This is a genomic window from Clostridium sp. C1, from assembly GCF_018223625.1.
Taxonomy (GTDB): Bacteria; Bacillota_I; Bacilli_A; order Erysipelotrichales; family Coprobacillaceae; genus Allocoprobacillus.
Genome location: NZ_CP073631.1, coordinates 2,396,717 through 2,416,335, shown reverse-complemented (window position 1 = coordinate 2,416,335; position 19,619 = coordinate 2,396,717). Strand labels below are relative to the sequence as shown.

18 protein-coding genes and 1 riboswitch are annotated in these 19,619 nt (G+C 31.5%); of the genes, 2 read left to right on the top strand and 16 right to left on the bottom strand.

From position 1 onward, the window contains the following. Positions 1-14: 14 nt before the first annotated feature. The 12 genes from KEC48_RS12940 to KEC48_RS12885 all read right to left on the bottom strand — a co-directional run bounded on the left by KEC48_RS12940 (position 15) and on the right by KEC48_RS12885 (position 12,729). Entirely contained in the window at positions 15-980 is a 966-nt protein-coding gene (locus KEC48_RS12940; protein WP_211962806.1) for an SIS domain-containing protein, read from the bottom strand. Between the two features lie 230 nt (positions 981-1,210). Continuing rightward, positions 1,211-2,941, bottom strand: coding sequence for an HAD-IA family hydrolase (locus KEC48_RS12935; protein ID WP_211962805.1), 1,731 nt, complete (start codon positions 2,939-2,941; stop codon positions 1,211-1,213). A gap of 11 nt (positions 2,942-2,952) precedes the next feature. Continuing rightward, on the bottom strand, positions 2,953-4,335 hold the full coding sequence (locus tag KEC48_RS12930) for an MATE family efflux transporter (RefSeq protein ID WP_211962804.1): 1,383 nt from the start codon (positions 4,333-4,335) through the stop codon (positions 2,953-2,955). A gap of 89 nt (positions 4,336-4,424) precedes the next feature. Continuing rightward, positions 4,425-5,759, bottom strand: coding sequence for an MATE family efflux transporter (locus KEC48_RS12925; protein ID WP_211962798.1), 1,335 nt, complete (start codon positions 5,757-5,759; stop codon positions 4,425-4,427). Between the two features lie 268 nt (positions 5,760-6,027). Next, entirely contained in the window at positions 6,028-6,807 is a 780-nt protein-coding gene (thiD, locus tag KEC48_RS12920; protein ID WP_211962796.1) for a bifunctional hydroxymethylpyrimidine kinase/phosphomethylpyrimidine kinase, read from the bottom strand. Then, entirely contained in the window at positions 6,804-7,442 is a 639-nt protein-coding gene (thiE, locus tag KEC48_RS12915) for a thiamine phosphate synthase (RefSeq protein ID WP_211962794.1), read from the bottom strand. The genes thiD and thiE overlap by 4 nt, the downstream gene beginning before the upstream one ends. Continuing rightward, a complete protein-coding gene (gene thiM / locus KEC48_RS12910) occupies positions 7,426-8,241 on the bottom strand; it encodes a hydroxyethylthiazole kinase (protein ID WP_211962792.1) in 816 nt (271 codons plus the stop codon). Before thiM ends, thiE begins: the two co-directional genes overlap by 17 nt. A 47-nt stretch (positions 8,242-8,288) precedes the next feature. Next, a riboswitch (TPP riboswitch) is annotated at positions 8,289-8,391 on the bottom strand. Between the two features lie 38 nt (positions 8,392-8,429). After that, on the bottom strand, positions 8,430-9,197 hold the full coding sequence (noc, locus tag KEC48_RS12905; protein WP_087357046.1) for a nucleoid occlusion protein: 768 nt from the start codon (positions 9,195-9,197) through the stop codon (positions 8,430-8,432). Positions 9,198-9,329: 132 nt separating this feature from the next. Beyond that, complete coding sequence (locus KEC48_RS12900) at positions 9,330-10,172, bottom strand: HAD family hydrolase (protein ID WP_205089696.1); 843 nt, start codon at positions 10,170-10,172, stop codon at positions 9,330-9,332. A gap of 72 nt (positions 10,173-10,244) precedes the next feature. Next, positions 10,245-11,276, bottom strand: coding sequence for an aldo/keto reductase (locus KEC48_RS12895; protein WP_211962790.1), 1,032 nt, complete (start codon positions 11,274-11,276; stop codon positions 10,245-10,247). 30 nt (positions 11,277-11,306) lie between these two features. Continuing rightward, complete coding sequence (locus tag KEC48_RS12890; RefSeq protein WP_087357044.1) at positions 11,307-11,528, bottom strand: hypothetical protein; 222 nt, start codon at positions 11,526-11,528, stop codon at positions 11,307-11,309. A gap of 88 nt (positions 11,529-11,616) precedes the next feature. Next, entirely contained in the window at positions 11,617-12,729 is a 1,113-nt protein-coding gene (locus KEC48_RS12885; protein WP_087357043.1) for a zinc-binding dehydrogenase, read from the bottom strand. A 149-nt stretch (positions 12,730-12,878) separates the two neighbouring features. Here KEC48_RS12885 and KEC48_RS12880 point away from each other — a divergent pair, with 149 nt between their 5' ends. Then, positions 12,879-13,403, top strand: coding sequence for a TetR/AcrR family transcriptional regulator (locus tag KEC48_RS12880; protein WP_087357042.1), 525 nt, complete (start codon positions 12,879-12,881; stop codon positions 13,401-13,403). A gap of 36 nt (positions 13,404-13,439) precedes the next feature. On the opposite strand, the gene KEC48_RS12875 is transcribed toward KEC48_RS12880, so the two are convergent. Both KEC48_RS12875 and KEC48_RS12870 read right to left on the bottom strand, forming a co-directional pair. After that, complete coding sequence (locus tag KEC48_RS12875; protein ID WP_211962788.1) at positions 13,440-14,120, bottom strand: fructose-6-phosphate aldolase; 681 nt, start codon at positions 14,118-14,120, stop codon at positions 13,440-13,442. Between the two features lie 12 nt (positions 14,121-14,132). Continuing rightward, positions 14,133-16,544, bottom strand: a complete 2,412-nt coding sequence (locus KEC48_RS12870; RefSeq protein WP_211962786.1) for a glycyl radical protein — start codon at positions 16,542-16,544, stop codon at positions 14,133-14,135. Positions 16,545-16,721: 177 nt separating this feature from the next. Between KEC48_RS12870 and KEC48_RS12865 the strand changes: the two genes are divergently transcribed. Continuing rightward, positions 16,722-17,618 carry a glycyl-radical enzyme activating protein gene (locus KEC48_RS12865; RefSeq protein WP_211962777.1) on the top strand — a complete coding sequence of 299 codons (897 nt, stop codon included), beginning with the start codon at positions 16,722-16,724 and terminating at the stop codon, positions 17,616-17,618. Between the two features lie 16 nt (positions 17,619-17,634). Here the strand turns inward: KEC48_RS12865 and KEC48_RS12860 are convergent, their stop codons facing one another. Together KEC48_RS12860 and KEC48_RS12855 are read right to left on the bottom strand one after the other, a co-directional pair. Then, positions 17,635-18,390, bottom strand: a complete 756-nt coding sequence (locus tag KEC48_RS12860) for a DeoR/GlpR family DNA-binding transcription regulator (RefSeq protein WP_349291034.1) — start codon at positions 18,388-18,390, stop codon at positions 17,635-17,637. 316 nt (positions 18,391-18,706) lie between these two features. Continuing rightward, on the bottom strand, positions 18,707-19,600 hold the full coding sequence (locus KEC48_RS12855) for a PHP domain-containing protein (RefSeq protein ID WP_211962767.1): 894 nt from the start codon (positions 19,598-19,600) through the stop codon (positions 18,707-18,709). Positions 19,601-19,619: the final 19 nt, after the last annotated feature.

Here is a 19,619-nt window from a genome sequence, read left to right as displayed (position 1 = left end):
AATGACAATTCATTTTAATATTTATATTTCCACATATATTTTCTTTTACTTAATGGATGATCTCTCATATCAGCTAATAAATGATTAAATACATCTAAAAGCGCTGTATGGAAATCATAATCATAATATTCACTAACTTCACCTAATTCATGTGAACCATATTTTTCCAAATCAATCACTGTATGATGATGATTGTACTGATCTAAGAATCGAATAGCTCTTTCGTCCAATGCTTTCGTTTTTCCAGTTGATTTTAATAATAAGAATGCTGTATCTGGATCAGTGATTTCAAATGGACCATGGAAATATTCTCCTGTATGAATAACTGCTGAATTGATCCATTGCATTTCCATTAAAATACAAATTGTTTCTTGTTGTGCAGCAGACCATGCTGTACCACTTCCCATTGTATAAATAACTGGATTATCTTTATATTGAATAGAAAATTGAATAGCTTCAGGAACAATAGCTTTTTGTGCAGCTGGTACTAATTCATTCATTTTATTCATTGCTTCTACCATTGCTTCATATTGACCAGTTCCTTCCACTTGATATAAAGTTTCATAAGCAATTTTTAAGATATAAGCAGATTTTCCTACTTCAAATGGAATACTTTCTCCATCTTCAAAAACAATTGTATAATCAGAAACTTCATGAATACCTGTATCTTGTGCTTCATGTGTCAATCCAATAACTGTTGCTCCTTTAGATTTTGCAACACGTCCTGCTTCTACTGTTTCTGCAGTATTTCCACCTCTAGATGCAATGACCACGATTGAGTTTTCACCAATACAAGCTGGTGTATCATGAACAAATTCATTTGCTGAAGTATAACTTGTTGTTATATTTTTAGCTTCTCTTTGAACATAGTAATATGCTGCATAGAAACATGCTAAAGATCCTCCAACACCTGCAAAACTTAAATTTTTAATTTGTTTTTCTGAAGTAATTTCTTCAATTATTTTTTTGACATCAAACATTTTCTATTTCCTCCTTTTTTGATGTTCTCTTTTGATACCTCTACTATACCAAACTCATTTTTTGTTATAAGTAGTGTTGACATATTTGTCTTAATGTTCTGTTTTTTATAACTTTTTCTGATTTTTTGACATTTTTCAACACTACTCTAACAGTCATATCCCTTTGTTTTTTTATAATCTACAAAAGTGTTGAAAAATAAAAAATGGAAATCATTCCATTTTTTATAAATCTATTCATTAGTTTTGGTTTGAACATAATCATTAAACTTAGAAAATCTTGGATGCGTATTCCATGTTTGTAATTCTTCACTGATCTGATAAGATAAAACTTGAAATACCGGTAAAATGTACAAAGGCATTAATAATGGTTCATGAATATGAAAAGGAATTCTTATCGCATGTTCATCATCAACCAAAGGGCTATTCGTGATTGCATAAGTTCGTGGTGTAACACTTTGAATGGCTTGATAAATTGAGATGATACGTGAACTTCCCTGTGAACAATCATCAATACACCACACTGTATATGCTGGTGTCAATTGGAGATTAAATCCATGAATAAATTCTTCTGCTTCATAAGCCATACATGGATGCTTTGTTGTTTCTGCCATTTTCAATGCCCCTTCTAAAGCAATGCCATAACTTTGAATGAATCCTATAAAAAATGTAGGATTCAAAGAAGTCATTTCATATAGATGCTTTTGATAAAATTGTTTTGTTTCTTCTTGAATTATTTGATGACGTTCAGGTACCTCTAATAGTTCCTTAATGATTTCATCATAAACTTCTTGATGAATACAATGTTTTTTCAAACCAGATACCAATGCAAATAAAATCAAATATTCAATCAGCATCACAATACCTTTTGTGACATATCCTACAGTTTCTATTCCCATATGATAATCTACAACAATATCTGCATATGATTTCAAATCATCATTTTTTTGTCCTGTTATAAGGACAGCTTCTCGATGAAGTGATTTTAATTTTTGAAGTGCTTGAATACAATTTGTAGAATGACCACTTTGTGAAACCACAAAAACAAAATCATCTTCTGTTATTTGATTTTCAAAATATACAAAACTCATAGGTGAAATGACTTTAACATCACAATTTAAATATTTCATTAAAAATGGTTTTGCACATTGTGCCCCATTAAAACTAGAGCCACAAGCAATAATCCATAGGGACTGATATTCTTTTTGTAAATAAAGCTGTACCAGAGGCTTTGTTATTTCTTCTATATTTATGATATTGTCTTTCATCTGTTGTGGTGTTTCTTGAATATATGTCATCATAGTTACCTGAATATTCTTCTTTAATATATCAATAACATCTATCAAAGAATCTACTATAGCAAAAGTTTCTCTTTTCTGTTTTTCTTGTGCTGGTGCTAAATCTGGAATCATGATACAAGGAATATGTGCACGATATGCAGCTTCGACACCCACATATGAATCTTCTAATACCCATGCCTCTTGTGAATCGACACCAAAATAATTCAATACTGTTTCATAAATTTCTGGATGTGGTTTCCTTAAATGAACTTCATTGCCACACAATATATAATCAAATTGATCCCATAACTGTAATCGAGATAATCTTTGATAAGTTGTGTCTTTATCTGTCGCTGTTGCAACTGCTACAGGAATAGATAATGATTGAATAAAACGTAATAATTCCATAAGACCTTTCTTTATATCAATTCTTTCTTTTAGAAGTTCATCACCATATTCTCTCACTTCTTGTAAAATCTTTTCTGGATGAGCAAATTGTCGAAGATCGTTCTTCACAATATCTTCAACTTCTTTACCATTTCTCCCTACACATTTTAAAAAAGTTGTATTTCCCAAATCCTGTACACCATAACGCTTTCCAACACTATCCCAAGCTTCTTGCCATCTTGCTTCTGTATCAAGCATAAGACCATCAACATCAAAAATAATTAATTTTGGTAACATTTTCTTCCTCCTTATTTTATTGAATCATGAACATATGTTGTTAAATTCACAATCCATTTTCCTGTTTGATAACGTTTAATTCCTAAAATCACTCTCACAATTTGTTCTAATTGGCAAATCAAAAAAACAATAGCTATACTTTGAATCTGAAAGATATGAACACTTATAAATGCTAATGGAATTCCTACACTCCACATCAATCCACTATCAAGTAAAGTTAATACCTTAGAATCCCCTCCAGCTCTGAGTGAAGAAAAAACAATAACGATAAAGAATCGTAACGCTATACGCAAAGCAAAAACTTTCACAATAAGTATAGCTTCTTGAATGACTTGTGGATGAGTCAAGTCAAAGATTTGGACAAAAAGAGGCGAACCAAAATAAATGAATATCAGACAGACAACTGACATAGCAGTTGCTAAAGTCATTAAATAATCACCTTCTTCTTTTGCTTTATGACCATCACCATAACCTAATGAATAACCAACAATTGCAGCTACTGCATTAGAAAATCCATTTGCAAAAGCATAAAATACATTTGATATTTTTTCTCCAACATAATAAGCATCCATAGATCGTGTTCCTAAAGCTCCAAATGCTTTAATAAATAATGTTGAGCCAAACCCAAATAATAGTTCATTAAATACAATAGATTGTGTTTTTTGTAAAATGGGTTGAATAAAATAACGGTCAAATGTAAACATTTCTTGAAAACTACCTATAAAAGGTTGTTTTGTTTGATAAGCATACAAAACATGAATACATAATGATGACATTTGAGCTATACATGTTCCCATAGCTGCACCTTGTATCCCCATTCGTGGAAAACCATACAATCCAAAAATAAGTATATAATTCACGACTATATTCATGATCATTGCAATAATTCCTATAATCAAAGGTACTTTTGGACGATTAATATTGCGATAAGTCATATTGAAAACAAAACTTAACGCTAATGGAAAATATGAGAATTTTGCAATATTTAGATAGGCTAGTCCGTTTTGAATAACACTTGCATCACTTATATAAAATTGTAAAATCACTTTCCCAAAAAAACTTGCTACAGAAAACCAAAATAAACCTGAAATCAAAGCTAACAAGACACTTAAACCAAATGACTTTTTGAAGCTTGTAAAATCCTTAGCACCAAAAAATTGCACAGAAAAAATTCCAACTCCTGCAGCACTTCCCCAAGAAACCGATGTACATAATGTTTCAATCTGTACAGCCGTTCCTACTGCTGTCACTTGACCAATCCATGATACCATTAACGAATCTACAATCCCCATACAACTAGAAATCAATTGTTGAAAACCTAAAGGGATTGCCATAGAAAAAACATATTGATAAAACTTTCGTGGACCAATATATCGTTTGATTTTATCTAACATTATCACCTCATCTCCCTTTCTTTTTTTATCATATAAAAATCTATTTAATAAGAATTCAGTGTTTAAATAATTGTCACTTTTTATATATTTTAGACACTTTTTAAAAAGCGGTTCTTAAAATTTTGATAATATCCAACAAATAATATAGATGTTGCTGCCCATGAAATAGGATAACATACAACAACCATATGAAATGAAGCAAACATATCAGGAATCCCAATAACCCAAAGAATTCTTAATAAACAAACTCCACAACAAACAATAATCATTGGTTTGAATGCATCTCCACATCCTCGCATTGTAGCCGAAATAATTTCAGCTCCGCTATATGTAACATAATATGGAACAATATAATAGATAATTTGAACAGTTTCTAAAATAACTTGCGAATCATTTGAAAACAATGATGCAATCTGTCTACCAAAAGTCATCAAACAAATACTTAGAAAAATGGCTGAGATACTTAACATGCCAATACAAATTTTCATTCCCTGTCGCACTCTTGTATAAAGCCCAGCTCCATAATTTTGACCTACAAAAGTTGTTAATGCTGAACTGTATGCAGCGGCTATCATAAAAAACAGGGCATCTATTTTACAATAAACAGTCCATGCGGCAATCATAGATGTTCCAAAAGAATTAATTTTAACTTGTAAAATAATATTGGAAACTGCATACATAACTGCTTGTAACCCCGCTGGAATACCAATTTTTAAAACATTTTTTAAAATTTCTATATCAAACTCTATCTTTTTCAAACATAATTGATAACAGCCTTTTGCTTTAATTAGTTTGTAACAGACAAGAAGTGCAGAAACAAACTGTGCAATAGCTGTCGCAATACCTGCCCCAGCAATTCCCATGTAAAAATAAACAATAAAAATATAATCTAAAACAATATTAATAAAAGTACAAATCATAAGATATATTAAAGGCGTGTGACTATCTCCAATAGCACGTAATACTCCTGTTCCAATATTATAGACAACTAGAGGTATACCACCTAAAAAATACAATCGCATATACAAAGTTGCTGCCTCTAATATATCTGATGGAACTCCCATCATATTTAAACACTTTCCAGAAAAAAACAAGCCAAATAAAGTCATTATCAAGCCACAGACAATAGCTAAAGCAAAAGATGTATGAACAGTTTTAGAAACACGATGTTCTTGATTTGCTCCAAAAAACTGAGCAATCAAAACAGTTGTTCCTGAAGATAATCCAACAAAAAAATCCACCAGCAAACTAATAAGATTTCCTGTTGATCCAACAGCGGCTAATGCCTGAGTCCCTACATACTGTCCAACAATAATTGTATCAACGGTATTATATAACTGTTGAAAAAAAGTTCCTATTAATATAGGAAAAAAGAATTTCAGAATTTGCTTCCATATTTTCCCTTTCACTAATGAATATTGCATTATTCGTACACCTCCCTTAATAAAGTGTACTTTAATTCGTATGTCAAAAGAAAAAGTGTATGAATTTTCGACGAATTTTGATTTATTTAAACACTAAAAATAAGAAGTATGAAAATATTAAACACATCCCATAAGACATTTATGAATAGAAAAATCATTGATAATATCCTAAATAATATAAAAAACATTGAATATATATCTATTATCAGATACATATTCAATGCTTAATTCCTAATCTAATCATTATTTTTTATATTTCATTATTCTATTATAAATTCCAGCAATGATTCAATGGTCCACTGCCATGTCCTAAATTTAGATTAGCTTTTAATGCTCCTGTAATATACTTCTTGGCTTTTTCCACACTTGTTTTTAAATCATAACCCAAAGCCAGATTGGAAGCTATGGCACTAGATAAAGTACAACCTGTTCCATGTGTATTTGGATTGTCAATATGCTCACATTCTAGCCAATAAACCTCATTATTTATGACAAGTAAATCATCAGCACGTTTTTCAAAATGTCCTCCTTTAATCAAAATAGCTCCTTGATACCATTGTTGTATTTCTTTAGCCGCTTGAATCATATCCTCTTTACTTTGAATCGTATGATTCACTAAAACTTCTGTTTCAGGAATATTCGGTGTGATGATACAAGATAATGGAATCAACTCACTTTTTAAAGCTTCTAAAGCACTATCAGCTAATAAACGTGAACCACTTGTAGAAACCATCACAGGGTCTACAACAATATTTTTAGCATGATATTTTTTCAATTGTTCAACAATTTTATGAATTAATTCTGGTTGTGAAACCATTCCGATCTTGACTGCATCTGGATAAATATCTTCAAAAACACATTGAAATTGTTCTTCTAAAAAATAAGGAGTCACATCCATAATATCTTTAACACCTAATGTATTTTGAGCAACCAATGATGTCATAATACTCATTCCATAGACTTTATGAGCCATGAATGTTTTTAAATCGGCCTGTGCCCCAGCCCCTCCTGTTGGGTCCGTTCCTGCAATTGTTAAAACTGTTTTCATAAAATATCCTCCTTAACTTTTCCTTTTAAATTCTGGGCAGCCTTGAACACATCATCTTGAGCCATAATAGCACTAACTACAGCTACTCCATCAATGCCTGTCCCCTTTAATTGTAAAAGATTATTCTGTCCAATACCTCCAATAGCAATCACTGGAATATCAACAGCTTGACAAATATCTTTTAACGTCTGTATTTCCACTTTTTTGGCATCATCTTTTGTGTGTGTCACAAAAATAGAACCCACTCCTAAATAATCGGCTCCATCTTGTTGTGCTTTTAAAGCCTGTTCCACAGTTCTTACTGATACACCCAATATTTTATCCGGTCCAATCATCTCTCTTACCTTTTTTGCATCCATATCATTTTGCCCAACATGCACACCATCCGCTTGAACTGTTATCATCACATCAACATCATCATTAATAATCAAAGGAATATGATGTTGGTGACAAAGAGATAAAAGTTGTCTAGCTGATTCAACAAAATATTTTTGATCCAAATGCTTTTCTCTTAACTGAACACAAGTCACACCACCTTGAATTGCCTTTTCAACTGTTTGAATCAGTGGTTCCTTTAACCAGCGACGATCTGTAACCAGATATAATGGCATGGCTTTCTTAACATCTTTTTTCAATCTTCATTCCTTCTTTCAATATACCATCATTCATAAGTGATAAATAATCCATCAAATAAACTCTTAAACTTCCCACACCTAATTTCTCAACAAGCATTTTATTTTTTGCCAACTCTCCACAATATCCCATCAATGCACTGACATAAGTACATGCTTCTAACAGTCTTTGACGATGAACAACCATAAATGCAGACATAATTGCACTTAACATACAACCTGTTCCTGTAATCATAGACATTTCTTGACATCCATTTCTAACAATATAAGCATTTTGACTATCCACAATCACATCAATAGCTCCACTAACCGCTATAATTGCTCCTGTCTTTGAACTGAGTTGTTGTAACCATATTATATTTTCATCTAAGTTTTCATCCGTTATACTGTCTGATGCATTCGCATCAACACCTCTTGATTGTGACTGGATATTCATTAAAGCTTTCATTTCTGAAATATTTCCTCTAATGACATCAAAATGAACTTCTTTTAATAATTGTTGAGTTGTCTGATAACGTAATTGACTTGCGCCTATTCCAACGGGATCTAATAAAACAGGGTGTTGTAAGGCATTGGCTTTTTTTCCAGCTTTCATCATAGATGGAATGGTTGCCTGATTCAATGTTCCAACATTAATCAGCAATCCTTGACAAATAGATGTAATGTCTTCTACTTCTGCCTCATCATCAGCCATAATAGGACTCCCGCCAATTGCGAGTAAAGCATTGGCACAATCATTCATTGTCACTTTATTAGTGATACAATGAATTAATGGTTTAGCATTTTTGACTTGTTCTATCATCTTTTCATCCTCCTTACAAAAAAAAGAATATATCAAGGGATATACTCTTAATACTCATTTTATATCCCTACGTTGGCATTATCCAAATCAGGTATGGTCGAAGTTCACAACTTCCTCTCAGCCTATTTATAAGCTCCCTTTTTTATTATCATAGCACTTCTCTTTAAACACGTCAAAAAAAGATGAAGCTATTTTTTCATCTTAATCACATAAATCACTTCATCTTCTGTTTCTGATATATCTACACTTATGTCTACCCCAGCCTGTTGTACCATCATGGCAGCCTGATCTAATGTATTCATCGCTATCTTTAAATTTTGTGAAATACTCTTTGTTTTAGGTTTAGGTTTCTTTGGTTCAATTTTCTTTTTAATCTTTTCTTCTGTCTGTTCAACATTTAAACCTTTATCCATAATTTCTCTTAACATATTATTTTGTTTAGCAGTTGTATCTAATTTCAATAAAGCTCTGGCATGTCTTTCTGTAATATCTTTTCTTCGTACTGCCTCTTGTACAGTCATCGGAAGTTGTAATAATCTTAATTTATTCGCAATCGTCGATTGCTTTTTACCAACCTTTTGAGCTAATTCTTCCTGTGTTATATTTTGCGTATCCAAGATTTGTTGATATGCCAATGCTTCTTCAATAGCCGATAAATTTTCTCTTTGAATATTTTCAACAATCGCTGCTGTTGCTGTTTGTTGTTCATCATAATTTTGAACTAAACATGGAACTTCTTCGATACCTGCTAAAAGACAGGCACGATAACGTCTTTCCCCAACAACAATCTGATACTTTCCTTGATAAGGTCTAACAACAATAGGTTGTAATAATCCATTTTGTTGGATAGATACAGCTAATTCTTGAATCTTCTCATTTTCAAAATGAGTTCTTGGCTGATGACCATTGGCTTCAATTTTATGAATATCTATAAATTTATATTTTGGTTCTTTCACAAAATCCTCTCCTTACAATTCGCTCATTATTATAACATCTTTATTGAAAAAACAAAAGAAATCAATGATATAAAAAAGACAATTATCAACAAGTTTTATATGAACTCATTTTTAATTGTCAAAATAATTCTTTTAATCTATTAAATTTAAATAACGAAAAGCATTATATAAACCATCATCATTTACATCTGTTGTAATATAATCAGCAGCTTCTTTAATTTCTTTACCACCATTTCCCATAGCAACATTATAATCACAACATTCAAACATAGATAAATCAATTTTCGCATCACCAAATGAAATCGTATCTTTTTGATCTGCTCCTAGATAATCTAATAACACTTCAATCGCATGTCTTTTGGTAATCCCTGTTGGTCCTAAATCACCATATAAAGCCACTTCACCTTTGCCACCCCAAGTATTTGCTATTAAATGAGGAAATTCCTTTTGTGAATCTAAATGATCTTGATAACTACTTAAAATAAAGCTAATTTTATTGACATCATCTCGATATAAATCTTCACCTTGTAAATGAATAAATCCATCCATAAACTTCTTTGAAGATTCTTTGGCTTTGCTTAAATCTGCTCCCTTTCCCTGAGCATATTTAATCATTGTTTCAGGTCCCTGCTCTAACATATAATCATTACAATACATACCACTGTTAGCTTCTAAATAAAAGCCTAGATGTCTTTCATTACACCAGTCAACAATATGTTTGACATCTTCTTTAGATAATCCTTGATGCATCACGACATGTCCATGATCTTCTACATAAGCCCCGTTACCACCAATCATTCCATCTAATTCACAAAGATTTCTTTGTTCAATTTCAGCTTTTGAACATCCTGTACAAATATAGACTTTATGTCCATTGGCACGTGCCATATCTACAGCTTTCGCAGCTGAAGCAGGTAACTTTGCTTCATAGTCAATCAATGTTCCATCAACATCTAAAAATATAATCTTGCTCATAAATTCTCTCCTTCATCTTTATTATTTTTATTATAACATGTTTTAAAAAAATAACAGCATGATTTCATACTGTTATTGAACTTTCACTTCACCTGATAAAACTTTTTGATAATCTTCGTAATTCTTTTGTAGTAAAGCTGGTGTATCTAATTCATATGGACATTTTCTTGAACATTGACCACAATGTAAACAATTTTCAATTTTTTTCATTTCTTCCTGCATTTCAGGTGTTAACCAGCTCTTTGATGGTGCCCTTCTTAACATCAATGACATACGTGCACATTGATTAATCATGATCCCTACTGGACAAGGCATACAATAACCACATCCTCTACAGAAATCACCAGATAATTCTTCTTTTTCCTTTTCAATAAATTCTTTCATTTCATCATTGAATACAGGTGTTTCTTGCATATAAGAAAGCCATTCATCTAATTCACTTTCTTTTTGAATACCCCAAATAGGCAAAACATTATCAAATTGACTCATATACGCCATAGCTGGTTTGGATTGATTAATTAAACCACCAGCTAACCCTTTCATCGCAATAAATCCCATATTAGCTTTTTGACTTTTTTGAACCAATTCTAATTCTTTATCTGATGATAAATAACTAAAAGGAAATTGAATGGTTTCATATAATTTTGAATCTACTGCATCCAGTGCGACTTGCAATTGATGAGCAGTAATCCCAATATGTTTAATCTTTCCTTGTTTTTTAGCTTCTAACATACATTCATACATCCCTGTTCCATCATGAGGCTTATAAACTTGTGAAGCACAATGGAATTGATAAATATCAATATAATCTGTTTTCAATAATGTGAGTGACTGTTGTAGCTGCTTCCAAAATTCATCCGGTGTTGTTGCCATTGTTTTGGTTGCGATAAAATAACTTTCTCTAGAATAAACCTGTAATGCTTCTCCCAGCTTTTCTTCACTGTCACTATAAGCACGAGCGGTATCAAAAAAACGCATTCTACCCTCATATGCCTTTCTTAAAATATTAACGGCTACTTCCATTGATACTCTTTGAATAGGTAAAGCTCCAAACCCATTTTGTACAACTTGAATACCTGTACTTCCTAAAACAACTTCTTTCATAACTCTCCCTCTTTTCTTTTCTCTATTTTATCACAATTTATTTTCTCTAGAACGTTTAATATTTTGTTCATGATGACAGTATGGACATCTCACATGATAATCATTGACTTGACAATTGACATTCCCTATGATCTGGAAAAAGTTTGGTTTCCATATATGATAGCAATACCGACATTGAAAATAATGATTTTTTTTCACAATAAGATACACAATAATAAGACTCACAACAACAATACCCAAAACATAAATCATAATTCTTTCTCTCCTTTGGTTTATCATATTATAACATAAAAAGACGAGTTCCCTCGTCTTAAGATAAAAAAGAACTGAAAATCAGTTCTTACATTTCATAATCTATAATAACTTTAATATTTTTTGTTACATCACTGGCTGCTTCAATTGCTTGTGGAAAATCTTTATGTGAATATTTTTTTGTAATCATTGTTTTTACTGGTATATCATTTTTTTCAATCATTTGAATAACTTCTTGAATTGTATTTGTATTATATCCTTTTGATCCTCTAATCATTGCTTCATTAGCAATAAACATATTTCCTGATAATGGAATCTCTTTTCCATATACAGCAACAATAGAATATTTTGTACCAAATTTTCCTAATGAAAAAACTTGTTGTAATAAAGGTACAGCTCCTGCAGCATCAATATAATAATCAACATTAGGAATTTTTTTACCTAATGATAAATGTGATTTTTTAGCAAATTCCATAACTTGTTGAAGTAAATCTGGATTAAGATCTTCTGGGCGAAAAGCTGCCCCATTACTAACTTCACCACAATATTCTAATAATTTTTCCTCTAAATTATCCTCACTTGTATTAATGATTTTAGCTCCTAATTCCTTAGCTTTATCTAAACGCCATTGGACTTTATCAACGACTATAACATTTTTTATACCTCTAGATAATAGACCTGCTGTTGCACCTAAACCTATTGTACCCGCACCTAAAACAACAACATTTTGATCAACAGATGGATTCATCCAAGTTGCACCTTGTGTCCCAACACTAACCGGTTCTATCAATGCAGCAGTATCTAAGTCAACGTTTTTATCTAGAATATATAAATTAACATTCAAAGCAGCATCTTCAACACGAACATATTCACTAAATCCACCTGTCATGTCTGCTTTAAAACTTCCTAAACGACTCGCTTTCATTGGATCAATAAAAACAATATCATCTAATTGAAAACAATCTGGGACATCAGCACCTTTTTCAACAATTCTTCCAACCATTTCATGTCCAAATTCTTGTCCTTTAAAAATACCATAAGGTTCTCCTCCATGAAGATAAGCTCCTGTATCAGAACCACAAATACCAGCTCTCAAAACTTTTACAAGAACATCTTTTGAACCAATTTTTGGTATATCTCTTTCTTCCATTTTAACATTTTTAATTCCATAATAAATTGCACATTTCATTTTACCTTCCATTTTTTCATCCTCCTTTTTTTATTTTAAATGAATTTATAAAAAAAAGAATTGAAATTACCATAATAAAATCATATTACTAATAAAAACGGAACACTTTTTCAATTGTGTAACGCTTATCATGTTATAATATAGAAAAAGAGGTATAAATTATGACAAGAAAAACAAAAGATCAATTATCAAAATCTCTCTATCTACTTTTACAAGAATATCCTTTTGATAATATCACAGTAAACCAAATTATAAATCATTCTCACATAAGTCGAACAACATTTTATCGTCACTTTCATAATAAACAAGATGTTTTAACTTATTTTTTTCATAATGATATTGTTCCTCAATTTTTTCCATCCAAGACACAAGATTCTTACTATACACTAGCTAAGCAAACTATACTTTATTCACGGAAAGAAAAAAATTTTTTTAAGAATGCTCTTATTGATTCTCAAAACACATTAATACATTTACTTATCAATAAATATATACAATTAATGAGTACAAAATTACCTAAATTAACAAAAACACAGTATGATGTCTTATCTATCTATTTAAATGGAACAATGATAACTTCTATTCATTGGTTTTTAAAAGATGATGAACACTCTATTCCGGAAATGCTCTATCTTTTTGATTTAGCAATGCCTGATATTATAAAAAGTATTTTTGATAAATCTTAGAATACCATACTATACAAAAAGACGAGTTCCCTCGTCTTATAAATCGCAAATACCTTTTCCTTCACCATACATACTATACCAGTCAGCATTGAAATCATCCACTGCTTTTTCTATGTTTGGATTCTTGAATATCTGCTTTAAAATTCCTACTGGTGCTGTTATCGCCTGTGCTCCATTATTCAATGCATTCTTGATCTGTTCAACACCTTTAAATGATGCTGCGACAATCATTGTATCATAGTTATCCATGATGATACGATTTGATAACTCATAAATCAGTTCCATTGGATCAGCTCCCAAGTTTCCTATTCTATTAACATAGGGTGCAATATAGTCTGCTCCTGCTGCCAATGCCATATATCCCTGCATTAAATCATAGACTGCTGTCGCTGTGACATGAATGTTTTCTTCCTTCAGCATTTTAATCGCTTTGATACCTTCATAAGATACAGGTACCTTGATATAAACCTGTCTATCAATTTCTTCTAGGATTCTATGAGCTTCCTTCACCATACTGTCACAATCTTTAGAGATGACTTGAATATGCAGACTTCTATCCTTCCCAATAATTTCTCTAATTGTTCGCATATGTTCAAAGAAATCCTTTGGATTTGTCTTTTTTACTATTGAAGGATTACTCGTTACACCAACAATAGGCATATATTCTACTGCTTCTTTGATTTCACTTAAATCAACTGTATCAATAATCAATTCCATTTTCTTTTCCTCCTACAATGTTTGTTCTGTTCTTTCAATAATATCATCTTGTGTTGCTTTTGATAAAACATTAAAGAATGCTGAATAACCTGCCACACGAACAATGAGGTCTTTATGTTTTTCAGGATGTTTTTGAGCATCAATCAATGTATCTCTAGACACAACATTATATTGAACATGATAACCTTCTAAACGATTAAAGAATGTTTTCATCATCATTTCTAGTTTTTGTTTATTTTCTTCAGTTGATAACATTTGTGGTGTCACTTTCTGATTCAATAGAACACCACCTGTAATTTCATGTGTTGGTAGTTTTGATACTGATTTAAAGACAGCTGTTGGACCACTCTTATCACAACTATGAGCAGGTGAACATCCTTCAGCTAATGGTGTTTTGGCATGTCTTCCATCTGGTGTTGCCATTGTCCCAAAACCTTGTCCAACATTTGCTGAAATAGAAGATGTTCCAGCATAACGAATACCACCAATTGGTCCTCTACCATATCTAGTATTAGGATATTTCTTCATTTCATCAATATAAGAAGCATAAGCATCTACAACAAGTTGATCAACATCATCATTATCATTACCATATTTAGGAGCATCATTGATCAACATATGTTGAATTTTTTGTCCTTGTTCACCTGCAAAATCATGCACAATTGCATCCCATAATTCCTGTCTTGTGATTTTCTTTTCTTCATAAACAAGTTTTTTAATAGCCGCTAAACTATCTGCCATATTGGCAATGCCTACCTGTAATCCAGAAATAAAATCATAAACAGCTCCACCTTCTTTGATTGTCTTTCCTCTACCAATACAATCTTCTGTTAAGGTAGAACATAAAACATCTGGAACATCTCTTTCAGAAGCCAAATCAATAGCATTTTCAACAATAACACTCATACGTGTTAATTCTCTGACAACTTGATCCCATGCTTTCATCAAATCTTCATATGTTTCCATTTCAGTAAAATATCCACATTCCTTCACAAAACGTTTACCAGAAGTCATATCTACACCATTATTCATCGCAATCAATAAAATTCTTGGGAAATTCATATAACTCATTCCTGTACAGCGATAACCCCATTTTCCTGGCACTGCTGTTTCTACGCATCCAATCGCAGAATAATTATAAGCATCTTCTTCTTTGACACCTTTTTCAATAAATGATGGAATAATGACTTCATCATTATTAAATGCTGGCATCCCTGTTCCTAGTTTCATAACTTCAATCGCTTCATCAAAGAAATCCTGATTGATATGCGCATGATATCTGACAGTCAGATTAGGTTGTGGTAATCTTGTTTGAGCTACTGATTTTAAAACTAAAAATGAAAGTTTATTTACAGCATCTTTTTGATCTGGGGTCTGTCCTCCAATAGTCACATTTTGATACATTGGACTTCCAGCACTTGAAAATGTATGAGCTTGACTACGGACTTTATTAATCGTTAATGTTTTGATCCATAAATTTGTCAGTAATTCAACAGCTTCATCTTCATTAATCATGTGATTATCTAAATCATGTTTTAAATAAGGATACATATATTGGTCAAAACGTCCATAAGATAAAGAATGTCCATTAGATTCAATCTGTAAAATTAATTGAATAAACCATACAGATTGAATCGCTTCATGAAATGTTTGAGCAGGTTGATATGGAACTTTTGCACAAATACGACTGATTTCTAATAATTCTTCTTTTCTTTTTCCTGTTTCTTTTTGAGCTTTTTCTTTCGCTAAAAGACTAAAACGATTGGCAAAAGTTCTCACAGCTTCAATTACAATCAATACAGCTTTATAGAATTGATACTTATTAAGATTTTCAGGAACACATAAGTCCAAATCTCTTAGAATATCTAAAACTCTTTCTTCATAACCTTTTAATCCTATTTCCAGAACTTTTTGATAATCAACAGCTAAATGTGCATCTCCAGAGTTTAATTTTCCTTCCATCCCAAAAAATCCCGTTTCCATAAAAACACTGACTTCTTCAGGAAGTAAAGCTTCTCCTTTTGCTCTTAAATTATTATTTTCCCAAAATGGTGCAATCCTTCTTAATGCTTCTTTTGTTTCTTCTGTAATATAGAAAACATCACCGTCTCTTTTTTCAAAAGTGTCCAATTCCTTAATAACAAATTTCATTGTATATTCAGGAAAAATAGGCGCATCTTTATTAGAAGATGCCTGATTACCAACAATCAAAGTTTCATCCTCAATATAAATAGACATCTTTTCCAATATATTCTTTAACATATAGGCACGTTTCATAACCGGTGTCTGATTTTTATACTTTTCATAAGCTTCTGTGACAAGCAATGCACGTTGGGCATCAATATAAGGTTTCTTATCAAGCACTGCTTCTCTAAAATGACTCATACGTGGTGTTAAATCACCAAAACGTTCTACATTCTTCATCTTTCTTCTCCTTTTTATTTCATTTGAAAGTTTTTATATTTCATTTTCAATTATATATTATCATACATTTATTTAAAGTCAATATTTATTTAAACAAAACAGCAACATCTTTCATATGAAACTTTTCATTTACTATCATCAATATATATGTTAACATATATTCAAAGGAGAGAAATTATGACAAAAGGTATCATTTTTAACATTCAAAAATTTAGTATTCATGATGGACCGGGCATTCGTACAACTGTCTTTTTAAAAGGATGTCCTTTAAGATGTCAGTGGTGTTCTAACCCTGAATCACAAAATCCAGATATTCAAATCCTATATAATCATCAGACATGCCTACATTGTTTGCATTGTATCAGTGTCTGCCCACAACACGCTATTTCCTATAACAATGAACATATCCATATTGATTTTCAAAAATGTATAGGATGTTTACAATGTACACAACAATGCCCTTCACATTCATTAACATGTGAAGGTGAATATCAGGAAGTGCAAGAAATTGTTCGTATCTGTAAACAGGATCTTCCTTTTTATGAAGAATCCAATGGTGGCGTTACGATTTCTGGTGGTGAAGGTATGGGACAGCCACAGTTTGTAGAAGCTTTACTTCAAGCTTTAAAAGCAGAAAAGATACATGTTGCGATTGAAACAACTGGTTATATCCAAGAAGACATTTTTCATCAATTAGCTCCACAATTTGATTTATTACTCTTTGATGTCAAACATTATGATAGTCACCAGCACCTTTTCAAAACAGGTGTTCCTAATGAACTCATTATTCAAAATTTAACATGGGCTATTCAACAAGGCATTGATGTATTACCACGTATTCCTGTCATACCAAATTTTAATTGTACATTAGAAGATGCTGAAGGTTTCGTGAAATTATTTCAAAAAACAGGAATTAAACGTGTACAGTTATTACCTTTTCATCAATTTGGAGAAAAGAAATATGAAATGTTGAATCAAGAATATCTTTATCAAAATAAAAAAGCCCTCCATCCTGAGGACTTAAAAGATTATCAACAAATTTTTATTAATCATAACATAGATTGTTTTATTTAGGAGCATAGCTCCTTTTTTATACCTTTTTTACAATAATATTTTGACTTTGTAGATAGTCTTCACTATCCAATGGAATTTGTTGATCTGTCACAACATATGATACTTGATCCGTTGGTAAAAGATTAACCAATCCAACCTGTTGAAACTTTGATGATTCTGTAATTACAATCACATGCTGTGCCTGTTTTGCCATATCTCTTACTGTTTCACTACGCATATAATCATTCCCTGTAAAACCAGATGTTTTTGAAAAACCATCAGCTCCAATAAAGAACTTATCCACAAAAAAGGCTTCAACACATTTACGTGTCATCGGTCCAACACAAACCTGTGCTTCTTTTTGATATTCTCCACCAAGCAAAATGATACGCACCTGTGGATATTGACGAATATAATCAGCAATAAATGAAGAATTGGATATAATCGTTACATCTTTTTTACTGGCAGCTATCTCTTGTGCCAATAAAGCACAACAAGAGCCCGATTCAATCATAATTGTTTCTCCATCTTCAATCAGTTCACAGGCTAGTTTTGCCAGTTTTTGTTTAATATCATAATGATAAGCCAATCTGTTATTCATATCATCTTGACCATTCAATGTCGCAAATCCATGAGCCCTTATGATAAGCCCTTTTTTTTCTAATAAATCCAAATCTTTACGAATTGTCACTTGCGAAACTTTTAATAACTGTGAAAATTCATTCACATCAACTTTTTTTCTTTCTGTTAATAATTCTAATATTTTTGTCTGTCTGATTTCCATTTTTTTCATTTCTATCACCTTTATACCTAGATTATCACATCTAAATTTCAAACGCAACTTTATCACAAAAGAAAAAAAGTAATCCGAAGATTACTTTATACACATAAAGTGCTTTTGAAAGAATAGAAAATCATCATAGTTAAGTATGTCTAGATTTCAATCTGGCTTTTGATGAATAGGAGTATGAGGGGAAACTATTTTGATTCTTCTTATTCCTTTCAATTCTTTATATATCTTTTACACGCTTAGATATATCAGTTAGCTATAACTAACTCTATATTCAGTATACTCTTTTTTACACTTTTGTCAATAGATTTCAATAAAATTATACCCCTATCATTTTCTTTTTTAACCATTGTATATAATTATTTTGAATATATACTTGTTCATTTATTAATCCGATTTGAGGATGAATGCCATCATCCATATGAAAATCTGATCCCATTGTATAAAACAAATGATTCTTCAAAGCAAAATTCTTCCATTTTTCGATATCATTAATCTTATTATTTTTTTGATCTATATACATATAAATAGCCTCTATTCCATCAGCATTCATCTCTTTAACAAGATGGGTTATAGATTCTACATTGATATGATCTTCATGTTCATAACAGACAGGATGTGCTAATACAACTATTCCACCCGCTTCTTTAATCAACTGACTTGCTTCCATAGGCGTTATAGATTCCTTTTTCACATAAGCTGGACATCCCTCATTCATTAAAGTTTCAATAAATTCACCACGTTGAGGAATATATCCAAAATCATGAAGCAATAATTTTTCATTCTCTTTATTTTGTACAATATGACTTGCAATATGTGCCTTCGTCACTATCTTAAATTGACTTAATTCATCAACATAAACAATATACCCTAACTCCTCTAACTTTTTTGAAACTTCCTTTAAATAAATATGTCTTGCATTTTTTAATGTATAAAGTTTTTCATTAAGTTTTGGATTATGAATATCAAATTGATACCCTAACACATGAAATCCTGTTCCTTGATAATGTGTCGATATTTCCACTCCATAAACAACTGAAATATCTTTTTTTCTGGCATAATCCAAAAAAGAAGGTGTATAAGCATCAATACAATCATGATCAGTAATAGATATCATATCAACATGATTTTCCTTCGCTTGATCAACAATTTCAAAAGGTGTTAGCACTCCATCAGAACAACAAGAATGTATATGCAAATCAATGAATCCCATCACAATCACCCCTATACAT